The 11,162-nt window shown below is 72.8% G+C and carries 11 protein-coding genes and 1 tRNA gene; 7 read left to right on the top strand and 5 right to left on the bottom strand.

Annotation, left to right across the window (positions count from 1 at the left end):
* The coding region (locus K353_RS32865; protein WP_146616643.1) for a transposase at positions 1-327 on the top strand (327 nt) is incomplete at its 5' end.
* Between the two features lie 263 nt (positions 328-590).
* Positions 591-725, top strand: coding sequence for a hypothetical protein (locus K353_RS36720; RefSeq protein WP_255410790.1), 135 nt, complete (start codon positions 591-593; stop codon positions 723-725).
* 1,123 nt (positions 726-1,848) lie between these two features.
* On the opposite strand, the gene K353_RS32860 is transcribed toward K353_RS36720, so the two are convergent.
* Positions 1,849-1,919, bottom strand: a tRNA-Cys gene (locus tag K353_RS32860).
* Positions 1,920-2,038: 119 nt separating this feature from the next.
* Between K353_RS32860 and K353_RS32855 the strand changes: the two genes are divergently transcribed.
* Complete coding sequence (locus tag K353_RS32855; protein WP_111557137.1) at positions 2,039-2,278, top strand: hypothetical protein; 240 nt, start codon at positions 2,039-2,041, stop codon at positions 2,276-2,278.
* Positions 2,279-2,778: 500 nt separating this feature from the next.
* Here K353_RS32855 and K353_RS32850 read toward each other — a convergent pair whose 3' ends face one another.
* Positions 2,779-3,213, bottom strand: coding sequence for a hypothetical protein (locus K353_RS32850; protein WP_111557136.1), 435 nt, complete (start codon positions 3,211-3,213; stop codon positions 2,779-2,781).
* On the opposite strand from K353_RS32850, the gene K353_RS32845 reads away from it, so the two are divergent.
* Positions 3,200-3,451: a hypothetical protein gene (locus tag K353_RS32845; protein WP_111557135.1), complete on the top strand. Its 252-nt coding sequence runs from the start codon at positions 3,200-3,202 to the stop codon at positions 3,449-3,451. The two genes, K353_RS32850 and K353_RS32845, sit on opposite strands and share 14 nt — an antisense overlap.
* A 199-nt stretch (positions 3,452-3,650) precedes the next feature.
* On the opposite strand, the gene K353_RS34695 is transcribed toward K353_RS32845, so the two are convergent.
* The 3 genes from K353_RS34695 to K353_RS32830 all read right to left on the bottom strand — a co-directional run bounded on the left by K353_RS34695 (position 3,651) and on the right by K353_RS32830 (position 6,647).
* Positions 3,651-4,253: a hypothetical protein gene (locus K353_RS34695; protein WP_158585559.1), complete on the bottom strand. Its 603-nt coding sequence runs from the start codon at positions 4,251-4,253 to the stop codon at positions 3,651-3,653.
* Between the two features lie 425 nt (positions 4,254-4,678).
* Positions 4,679-5,020 carry a ubiquitin family protein gene (locus K353_RS32835; protein WP_111557133.1) on the bottom strand — a complete coding sequence of 114 codons (342 nt, stop codon included), beginning with the start codon at positions 5,018-5,020 and terminating at the stop codon, positions 4,679-4,681.
* A 946-nt stretch (positions 5,021-5,966) separates the two neighbouring features.
* Entirely contained in the window at positions 5,967-6,647 is a 681-nt protein-coding gene (locus K353_RS32830; protein ID WP_146616642.1) for an HAD family phosphatase, read from the bottom strand.
* Positions 6,648-7,073: 426 nt separating this feature from the next.
* On the opposite strand from K353_RS32830, the gene K353_RS32825 reads away from it, so the two are divergent.
* The 3 genes from K353_RS32825 (at position 7,074) to K353_RS32815 (ending at position 11,161) form a co-directional block, all read left to right on the top strand.
* Positions 7,074-8,015: an aspartate 1-decarboxylase gene (locus tag K353_RS32825; protein ID WP_111557131.1), complete on the top strand. Its 942-nt coding sequence runs from the start codon at positions 7,074-7,076 to the stop codon at positions 8,013-8,015.
* An 85-nt stretch (positions 8,016-8,100) separates the two neighbouring features.
* Entirely contained in the window at positions 8,101-9,582 is a 1,482-nt protein-coding gene (locus tag K353_RS32820) for a pyridoxal-dependent decarboxylase (protein WP_111557130.1), read from the top strand.
* Positions 9,583-9,601: 19 nt separating this feature from the next.
* Complete coding sequence (locus K353_RS32815; RefSeq protein WP_111557129.1) at positions 9,602-11,161, top strand: FAD/NAD(P)-binding protein; 1,560 nt, start codon at positions 9,602-9,604, stop codon at positions 11,159-11,161.
* The last annotated feature ends 1 nt before the right edge of the window (position 11,162 follow it).

The raw sequence follows: 11,162 nt of genomic DNA, 5'->3' as shown, positions 1-11,162 counted from the left end.
CTCATCGAACGAATCGCCTCAGAGCATCCCGCGGCCCGAAAGACCTGGGTCGACGGCGGCTACCGCCAGCACCTCGTCGAACACGCCGCCACCCTGGGGATCGACATGCACATCGTCCGCCGCGACCCCGCCACCAGGGGCTTCGCTGTCCTGCCGCAGCGGTGGACCGTCGAGAGAACGCTCGGCTGGCTCATGAACCACCGCCGCCTGGCCCGCGACTACGAAGCACACGCGCACCGCTCCGAAGCCATGATCCACGTCGCGATGATCAACCTCATGACCCGCAGACTCACCGGCGAGAGCACCCCGACATGGCGTGGCACATGAACCACCACCAGCCCGACAATCCGGGACCAAACAACGGGACGAAACGCCCTCTGAGCAGCTCCGCTCAGGTGCGGGAACAGGGAGTTCCTTGGGCTTCGCCCCCAAGCCCCGTTCGCCAGGGGCGGCCAGGTTTGTGCCGCAGGTGCGGATGAGCAGCGGACTTCGACGGAGCCGCTCAGGCCCTAGCCGACCGGACCGCGCTGCGCCCCACCGGGGCCGGGACGGGCGTCCCCGCCCCGGCAGCGGTCCAGGCCCGCCGGCTGATGGCGCCGGACCAGGCACTGCGCTCCCGGGAGGGCCGCTACGGGCCCGACCACCCGCAGTGGGACACCGTCCTGGACCCGGACGGCGCGGTACGCGCCTACGTCCACCAGCAGTACCACCACCACCTCGACTGACCGTACCCGACACCCGGCCCCGCCCGGGCCGTCCGCCCGGCTGTCAGGGGCGTCCTGACGGGCGGGCGGCGCGCGCCACAGCCGCGTGGCTCCGGGCCGGTCATGCCGGAGTCGGCTCGTACAGACGCGACGGTGGCCGGCCGCACGGCCCGCGGCCCGACCGGTGGGGCGGGCAACCGCCGGGGCCCCGCGCCCGTACACGGCGCCCGGCCCGCCCGGGCTGGAGGCGCTGACCAGTGTCCTGGCGACCGCGGTGCGCACCGGGCGCGGCGCCTGGCCCTCCGTCGACCCGGGTGCGCCCAGGGCACCGCCGGGAGATCGGCCAGGGTCCTCGCTGCTCTCCCGACCGGACGGGCGGTCGGCATGAGGACGGCATGGCGAGCGGTGGCGGATCCCGACGTCCAGGAGCTCAGTACCCGCGCTTCGGCTCTATGGCACGATGCCATCCTCAACTGCGGGCGCGAGGGGCGGAAGTGAACGATTCGCTTGCGAATGAGAAGCGGCGGACAGGGCTCGCATGGGCAGGAGTGGCCGGCTGGCTGGCGCTTGCCGCAGTGGGCGCACTCCTGTGGAAAGGAGACGGGGCGTTCGCCTGCGGCTCGGTTCCGGGCCTCTTCCTGGGAGCCTTCCTCGGACGCGAACGCGCGCGAGCGGCGCTGTCGGTGGCAGCCGGGGCGGGAGTCATGGCGGTTCCCCTGCTCGCCGCCCTGACGGACCCGCATCCCGCACTCGCCGCCTTGATCCCGGTCCTGGCATTCATGAGCACGACGCTGTACACGCTGCCACTACTGCTCGGAGCGGGAGCGGGAACGCTGCTCAGAGCCCAGGCGACAAGACGATCAGAACTCGACCACGGCAGCGCAGTCCCCGCCCCACAGCCCGACCATCCATAGTGGAACAGCGTGCTGGACCCTGGCGGCGCGATACCCGCCCAAGCACGCCAGGACCACCGCAACCACCTCGGCCGACCCGCCGACCACCCCACCCGCCCGCCCACCTGTCGGGGTTGCCCCGATGGGCGGATGGAGGCTGCCACAGCCCCGTGACCCCGGGACCGGTCATGCCGGAGCCGGCTCGGACGCAGCGGTGGCGGGCTGCATAGCCCGCGGCCCGCCACCGGTCGAGGTGGAGAAAGGGTTCGAACCGCCGTGTACGGTCTTGCGGACCGCCGCCTCGCCACTCGGCCACTCCACCGGGCCATCAACCACCCCGCAGGCCCGGCGACACCCGCCCCCACACGCCGACTTCACCCACCCGGCCGCTCCGGGCAGGGAACTGACTACCCACCAGCAGAAGAGGAGAGAGAGGAAACCATGGGCAGCAGTGTCCGGCCCGATCTGCAGGGCCGCGCCCGGATCGAGACCTGCCAGTACACCGACGAGGACGCCCACGTGGCACTGGTACGCCAGCTCGCCCCCGCCGTCCGACACCCCGTCACCGGCCCGTGGACCGCCCCCAGCAGCCGGACCGACGTCCTCCACATCGAAGGCAACCCACTGCCGGCCGGCTGCACCCCCGCACCCGACACACCCCAAGACGGCTGGCAGAGCTGACTCAGACAGCCACCCCCAGGCGCTTCGAGGCGGCACGGAGTCGGGAAGATCACGGCAGCGGGCCCCGAGGAGGTCGAGGCAGCCCTCGACGGGCCAGGCGGCCAGGGCGGCGGTGCGGGTAATGCGGGGGCGACGTTGGCGGCGGTGATCAGCGGGCCGGGCGGGGCCGCCGTCCTCGGCCGGTGGACGACATCCTCCACGACATCCAGCGCTCACGTGACGGTCGCCCGTGTCTGATCGCCATCAAAACGAGTGACCTGATCGTCCAGGACTCCCTTGCTCACTGCCTCTCCGGTGCCGACGCCTGTGCTCGATCATTCCGCCCCCCGCGCTGCCGCGGGGCGCGAGCATGCGCTTTCATCTCTACCGCGCCTGAAACCCACCGGCAGGTGCACCGGTGGGCAGGCCGTTCGCAGTGCACGCGTGCCTTTACCGGCCGATGGGATGGCATCCGACGGCACGAACCGTCCCGGTGCGGCTCGTGGAGGGCGCGCGCCGATTCACAGCAGGATCGAAAGGGTCTCGCTGCCGCTCTGCTGGCTGATGTTGGAAGCCAGGCAGCCCAGGACGTCGAGGTTGGGCATGATCACTTCGCGTTGGGCCACGGAGCCCTGGGCGTACCCGAAGGGGACGGTTCCGGCGGAGGTCACGATGTTCTGGTTGGCGGCCCTGGCGACAGTGGTCAGGGTGTACGTGATGGTGCTGGTCTGGCCGTTGCTCCAGCGGTACGTCAGGACGTCGGCCGGCGGCACGGTGCCCGTGACCGGCGGCACCAGGCAGCTGGCCGGGTTGGCGAAGGCGGCGTCGGCCGCGCCCGTGGCGAAGGGACCGCCGGTACACGTCAGCCTCTCGGAGAGGCTGACCACCGTGGGCCGCGGCAGCGGGCCAAGCGCCGGGGAGTAGCGCTGGAGCGACGTCCCGGTGCAGACCATCATGGCGGTGGCCCTCGAAGGCGCCGCCTGGGCCGATACGCCGGGCAGCCCGATCGCCACGGTCAGTGCGGTCAGTGCGAAGGGGATGGAGGAGAGCCTTGGGGTCTGCGGCATGAGCCTGCCTTTCGCCACGACGTTCATCGACGCCTGTGATCGAACCTCACAGAGGAAAGAGCTTCCGGCGGCCAGCGGCCGGAGCACCGGGAAGCGACAAAGATTTCCGGACCTCCAGAAGAACTGAGGCCCCGGAATCAAATTGTCCCCTGTGGGGGAATTCGGCATATGACCCGTCGGGATATTCCGTGTAGTTCCAATTGGCGGGCGTGCGCACCGCAGCCCACGCCCCCGGCGGAGCGCCCCTCATGCCACTCGCCGATCTCGTGGTCGCCGTTCACTCCGATTCCGGCAGACGGGCCACGGCCGGCACCTGCGCCTACCGGCTACGGTCCGACGCCGACGCAGCCGACGCGCACTCTCCCGCCCTCGCCTCCGCCCTCCTTCATCTCCCGGCAGCGCCACCGGCGCCCGGTCCGGTGCCACCCGTGCCGCCGCCGGACCGGGTTCCGGGTGGAGGCGGTGGTGCCGGGCGAGGCGGGGCGGCGTCTGCGGGCGCTGACGGAGGGGCTGGGGTGGAGTGCGGAGCAGGTGCCGGCGGTGCTGGCCGAACACGTCCGCCTCGACGCCGACGGACTGGTCCACGTCCCTGCGGTGGCGGTGGGCCACCCGTCGCCGTCGGTCCCGGAAACCATCGTGTCCACCCGCTCCGGCACGCGCTGGGCGATCGAGGAGGGAGGGCCGGCCCGGACCCGCAGGGCGTCGATGAGGGTGTCGGCGGCCAGCAGTTGGTCGTGGATACCGGACCGCCGGTCGTCGTCCCCCATGTCCGTGGCCGCGCAGGGCCGGAGGTCGAGGTCGACGGCGCGGACGGTGGCCACCTCCGCACCCGGGGCGGCGAGTTCGGCTGCGACCACCGTGGCGAGGACCTCGCTGGTCGCCGCGGCGGGCGGGGGCTTCAGGGGGCGGTTGACGACGAGAGCGCGCACGGACCACACCTATCCGATCGCGCCCCCGGGACCGCCGTGATGCCCTGGCACGGCGGCCGCTTCCCGCACAGGCCAGGGGCGTGCGGCCGTGTGAGGGCGGCGCCGTGGTGCGCGGAGAAGACGGGGAAGGAGCCGGCGGTGCGGGCGAGGGCGACGGCCCGTGTTCGGTGGAAGGCGGATCCGCTGACCGCGGGGGCGTGGCTGAGCAGGTCGGGCACCGATCGGCTCTCGATGAACACGACGACGGCGCCGTGCTCCAGGACGGTGTCGAGGTCGCGCAGCAACTGCCCGGTGCACTCGGGCGGATGGGCGCTCACGAGCGCGACCGTGAGTGCGGGGTGCGGGGATCGCTCGGGGCGGGGGCTGCGGCCCGAGGGAGGGGCCTCGGGCCGCAGCGGTTGGCGGGTGCGCGATGGATGAGGGGATTACAGGCGCACGACGTCGTTGATGACGGAGCCGTTGGTGACGTTGTAGGAGCCCAGCGTCCTGGCGTCCTGCATCTCCTTGCCCGCGAAGACCAGGCGCTGAAGCTGGGGACCGATGCCGGCGAGGTCGAAGACCTGCTCCTTGAGGCCCAGGACGGTGGTGGAGGTGGTGGTGACGGTCTCGGTCGCGCCGGTGAGGAACTTGACCGTGACGGTGATGGCTCCGGACGGGACGGCCCGGGCTGCCGCGGGGGCGGGGGCGGTCTGAGCCAGGGCACTGGGGCTCCACAGCGCGGCGCCGGCGAGGGCGGCGCGCAAGGGCAGGGCGAGGTGGAGGGACACGGGATGCTCCTGAGGTGGGGGTGCGGTGGGGGCGGTGCGGGATGGAGGCGAGCCGGCTGGGGCGCAGCCGCGTGGGTGGGCGGTGCGGCAGGGTGTTCAGGGGCTGCCGGCGGGCGCCCGGGACGGCGTGTCAGCCCTGGGTCTCGCACCTGACTCGCCTGCGGGGACCGACGCGTCGGGAACGGGGTGCGCTGCCCGTGGCGAGGAGGATCTGCTGCTCCGGTTCCAAGGCCGTGGTGGCACTGCCGTGCGCAGGAGCCGTTCTGGCGATCGTGAACCCCGGTGTCACGGTGATCTCGTCGACGGGGCGGCTCGACGGCCGGCGAAGCAGCGGGGGAGGCCCTGTCCGTGATGCGCGGCCCAGGGGGGTGTGCAGGGGGGGTGTGCATGGGGGTGGGTCCTTCGTGGGACGCAGCTCTCGATCTCCCGGCGTCATGGCGCCGGCCGGGCGCGCCGAGGTCCTGCGAACGGCGCGCAGGGCGGAACGGCTTTTCGGGATGCGGGTCCGCCGAAATCCGGCTGCGTGGGACGCGCATCCACCCGATCCCGGACGCGGTCCAGCAGGATCCCAAGATTTTTCGGCCCTCTCCCCCACTCCCCGCCGCGCGCCGGTCCCGTGATCACCGTGGCGCGAAGAAATCGCAGTTCACGATGCGGAGGGGCGGGATTTCTCCGATCACCCAGTCGGCGTCTCCGTCATGTCCGCAAGAAAAAGGGGGCGCGTGGAGTCGATTGCGCGCCGGCGGGTCGATCGGATTCGACTCTACGGCCGACCCGGTCGAGAAAGCGGCCGAGATCGATTTCCCCTCCTCCGGAGGTCGGGCTTCGATTCCGGCGGCACGTCGCGTTTACGCCGCTGACGGGAGCAGGGGCACGCGGATGGACGTGGCGGTACGGCGGCCGCATCGGGACGGATCCGGTCGGCACTGCCCGCTCGGAGGACGGTTCATCCCGGGTTGCCGACGAAAATCGCCCAGCGCCTGGCCTCGGGGCTCTCCAGCGAGGGAGTCCAGGCGTCCACGAAGCGGCGGCCTTGTTCGGTGGGGTCGGGGGTGACGAGAAGCACCCGCAGTCCGGCTTCCTTGGCTGCCGCCGCACCCGCTTCGGAGTCCTCCACCGCTACTGCGTGGCGCGCCTGCGTCCCCAGTCGCCGGACCGCCTGGAGGTAGACGTCCGGGGCGGGCTTGGGGCGGATTCCCTCGCCCGGTACCACCAAGGCGTCGAAGTGTGCGGCGATACGGACCGCCTCCAGTCCTGAACTCACGACTTTCACAGGGCAGTTGCTTGCGACCGCCAGCGGGATGCGGCCGTTGTCGAGCGTGCGGAGCAGGGAGACGGCACCGGGCATGGCCCGGGTGCCCTCCCGGGCGCGCTCCTCGTAGCGTTCGAGCAGGGCCCGTGCGCACCGTGCGCCCTGGTCGGGCCGGCCGGTGTGCTCGGCCAGGCGGCGGCCGCACTCCTCGTAGTGCATGCCCTTCACCTCGTCGAGCAGGTCGCGGCTGGGCGCGGCACCAAGTCGGGCCAGGACGTCCTCGCGTGCCGCCTGCCACAGGTGCTCGGTGTCCAACAGGGTTCCGTCGCAGTCGAAGACCACGGCTCGGGGTCGTTCTTGCATCAGGTTCCGCACGGGGTCCTCCACGATTCGGACAGGGGAGCCACTCCTTTACGCGATCTGCGCATCCATGGCGGAAACGGTGGAAAATTACCCGTTCGGCCCATCTTCCCGACGCTCCGGTATCCGGGCGGAACGATTTCCGCACGGGCGTTTCCCGCATCGCCCGCCCCTCGCATCCCCGCCGTGGGGCGGCGCGCCGCGGGGCCGGGAAGAACTGAGGAAATCGGGGACTCTGGTCCTGGAGGGTCGACCCGGGTCACCAGGGTCCGCGCCCGGAGGGAAAGCCGGTTATGGCCGGAATCCCTGCGTTTTCTCGCCACCGACGGACAAGCGACCGGCGGGTGGCCATTTCCCACCGTTCGGCTCCCCTTCTCGCGGCCGCCGACTCACGCGCCGCTTCTGCGCCGGTGTTCCGGCCCCTTCTTCGGAGATCACGTCATGCTGCGTTCCCGTGTCCACTCGCTGATCCACCGTGCCACCGTGACCGCGACGGGTGAGGGCCCGCTCGACGCCGTCCTGGTGGATGCGGACGTCCTGGCCGCCGCCGATCTGCAGGTCGGCGACCGCACCACCTTGACCGTCGTCGACGCCGGGATCCAGCTGGAGACGTACGTACTGCCCGCGCCGCCCGATAGCGGAACGGTGCAGACCTTCGGCGCGGCCGCGGCGGTGGCCCCGCAGGGCAGCCGGATCGTGCTGACGTCCCACGCCCTCCTGGATGAGGAGCAGGCCGCCGTCCACACCCCCCACATGGTGTTCCTCACCCCTGACAACCGGGTCCACGGGGCCGGTGGACCGGTGCCGCCGCAGCAGGACCGGGCCGGGTCCACCCTGGTGCCGCGACTGCCGGAGCCGTGGGCGCTGCGGGTCGCCGAGGCCGACCCCGTCGACGCGCTCACGATCTCCCAGTGGATGAACGCCCCGCACATCGCGCACGCCTGGGGACGTGCCTGGCCGGCCGGCGTCTGGTTGCAGGAACTGGCCCGCCAGCGGGCGCTCGGCGTCTCCTGGCCGTGCTTCGTCTCCCACCGGGGCGCGCTGGTCGGCTACATCGAGATCTACCGGGTCGTCGAGGACCCGTACGCCGGGTACATCGACGCCGGCCCCGAGGACGTGGGCGTGCACATCGCCCTGGCCAACCCCGAGGAGCGCGGCCGCGGTCGCGGACCGGCGCTGCTGCGCGCGGTGTCGGACGCGCTGCTGGACGAGGGCCCCCGGGGGCGCCGCGTCCTGGCCGAGCCGAACGCCACCAACGCCCCGGCCCTGCGCGCCTTCGAGAAGGCCGGCTTCACCCGCCGGGCCTACGTCCCGATCCCGCAGAAGACCACCGCCCTGATGGTCAAGGAGCACCGCTCCCCGTCGGACCCCGCCGCCCGCTGAACCGTGCCCGGCCCGCCGTCCCGCGGACCGGCCGCCCGCCGGTCCGCGCACCACCCCACCACCCGATCGAGAAGGTGACCTACCCATGACCGCACAGCCCTTCCCCGACGCCACGGCCGACCGCACGCCGGGCCGCGGGACCCCCGACCCCGCCGTCTACCGCGAGATCCTGGACGCCGCCCACGCGCACGCCCTGCGCTACCTCGAAGGGCTGCCCCAGCGACCCGTCCTCGCCCGGGCCGATGACGCCGAACTGCACGAGCTGCTCGGCGGGCCGCTGCCCCGCACCGGTGCCGGGCCCGGCACCGTGCTCGACCAGCTCGCCCACGGCGTCGACCGCGGCCTCGTGCCCTCCGGCAACGGCCGCTACCTGGGCTACGTGGTCGGCGGCACCCTCCCCGCCGCCCTCGGCGCGGACTGGCTGACCTCCGCCTGGGACCAGAACTGCATCGTCCACGACATCTCGCCCGCCACCGCGGTGGTCGAGGAGGTCTGCCGGAACTGGCTGGTGGAACTGTTCGGCCTGCCCGCCCGCACGTCCGCCGCGTTCGTGCCCGCCTGCACCCACGCCGAACTGCTGTGCCTGGCCGCTGCCCGCCACCACGTCCTGGCCCGCCACCGCTGGGACGTCGCCGCCCGGGGCCTGCAGGGTGCCCCGCCGGTCAAGGTCCTGGTCAACGACTCCTCGCACGCCGCGGTGATCCGCTCCCTGCAGTTCCTCGGACTGGGCGGCTCCATCGAGCGCATACCCGTCGACGCCGAGGCCAGGATGCTGCTGTCCGAACTCGACGCCGCCGTCCGGGCCGCCGACGGGGCGCCGCTGATCGTCTGCGCGCAGGCCGGCGAGATCAACACCGGCGGCATCGACCACCTGCGCGCGGTGTGCGAGAGCGCCCACGCGGCCGACGGCTGGGTGCACCTGGACGGCGCGTTCGGCATGTGGGCCGCCGCCTCGCCGACGCTGCGCCGCAACGTCGCCGACGGGATCGAGCTGTGCGACTCCTGGGCCACCGACGCCCACAAGTGGCTCAACACCCCCTACGACGGTGCCGTCGCCCTGATCGCCGATCCGGACGCCCACCGCGCCGCCCTGCCCCTGGACGCCTCCTACCTGCAACTGCAGGACGAACAGCGCCACCCCGTCCAGTGGGGCCTGGAAGTCTCCCGGCGCTCCCGGGCCTTCCCGCTGTGGGCGGCCCTGCGCTCCCTGGGCGCAGACGGCGTCGCCGACCTGGTCGACCGCTGCTGCGCCCACGCCCGGCACCTCGCCGCACTGCTGCGGGGCGAACCGGGCGTCACCGTCCTCAACGACGTCTCGCTCAACCAGGTCCTGCTGACCTTCGGACCCGCGCACGACCCCGCCGAGACCACCGACCCCGCCGAGGTCGACGCCCGCACGCTGCGCGTCGCCCACGCCCTGCAGGCCGAGGGGGAGAGCTGGGCCTCGCCCAGCACCTGGCGGGGACGGACCGTCCTGCGGCTGTGCCTGATCAACTGGGCCACCGACGAGCAGGACGTCGACCGGGCCGCCGCCGCCCTGCTGCGCGCCCACCGAACCGTCCGCTGAACCCGGCCGGGCGAACACCGTGAACACCCCCGACCACCCCCCGGCCACCGCCCGAGCGACCGTCGCCGTCATCGGCGCGGGCGCCAGCGGCATCATGACGACGATGCGCCTGCTGCACCACCACCGGGCCCGCGGCCGTGGGCGGCTGACGGTCCACCTGCTCGACCGTCAGCAACGACCCGGCCTCGGCGTGGCCTACAGCACCCCGCTGCCGCAGCACGTCCTCAACATGCAGGCCAAGACCATGAGCCTGTACCCGGACGACCCCGACCACTTCCTGCGCGCCCTGCCCGCCCTGCTCGCCGAGGACCGCGGCCTCGCTCCCGGACCGACGTCCGGACCGGAGTCCCTGGCCGACAGCTACGTGCCGCGCCGGGTCTACGGCGCCTACCTGGAACGCTGCCTGCGCGAAGCCCTCGCCGCCGCGACGACGGGCGGCATCCGCGTGGATTTCCTGCGCCACGAGGTCGCCCGACTGCACCCCGGACCGTCGGGACTGCGCCTGGAGAGTACCGACGGCACCCTCCTGCCCACCCGCTACACCCACGCGGTCATCTGCGTCGGAGACCTCCCCCCGACCTCCTACCGCGCCCTGATCGGCCACCCCCACTACGCCCCCACCCCCTGGGACCCGGACTTCTACCACCGCATCCCGCCCCACCTCAGCGTGGGCGTCATCGGCACCGGCCTGACCGCCGTCGACACCCTGCTCGCCCTGCGCGCCCACGGACATCAGGGGCCCCTCTACGCCTTCGCCCGCCGCCGCGGCTGGCCCGGCGTCCAACCCGCCACCCTGCGGCCCCACCAGCCCGACCACCTCACCGCCGACGCCGTGCGCGCACTCGGCACCGACGTCCCCCTCGCCCGCTTCGCCCACCTGCTGCGCGCCGAACTCACCGAGCGGATCGGCCCCGACGAACTGAACGCCCTGCTCGCCGCCGACCGCAAGGACCCCCAGGACACCCTGGCGCGCGACATCGCCCGCGCCGAGAGCGAGCGCCCCCACTGGTACGAAGTGCTCGACGCCACCTCCCCCCTCGCCCCCGAGATCTGGCACCGCACCCGCTTCCGCGACAAGTCACGTTTCCTGCGTCGTTCCATGGCCGTCTGGGCCGTCCACCGCCACCTGATGCCGCTCGACAACGCCCGCTTCCTGCACACCCTGCTCGCCGAGGGCCGACTGCGCACCCTGGACGGCACGCGCGCCGTCACCTCCGCCTCCGACGGCGGCTTCGACGTCCTGCGCCGCACCCCCGCCGGCGAGGTCCTGCACCACACGGACTTCCTCGTCAACGCATCCGGACCGGGCACCTCCGCCTGGTCCCTGGAGTCCCCCCTGGTCAAGGACTGCCTCGACCGAGGACTCCTGCGGCCCCACCCCCTCGGCGGCATCGACGTCGACTACGCCACCCTGCGGGCCCGCCGCCGCGACGGCGCACACGACACCCGTCTACTGTTCGTCGGACCCCTCACCAGCGGCGTCCACTTCTACACCAACGCCATCGAGACCAACCTCACCAACGCCGACGCCGCCGCCCGCTGGATCACCACCCACCCCGACGGTGCCACCCCTCACTGAT

This window comes from Kitasatospora sp. SolWspMP-SS2h, assembly GCF_003259315.1.
Taxonomy (GTDB): Bacteria; Actinomycetota; Actinomycetes; order Streptomycetales; family Streptomycetaceae; genus Kitasatospora; species Kitasatospora fiedleri.
Note: the sequence above shows the minus strand (reverse complement) of the source record. Positions and strands in the feature narration are given on the sequence as shown.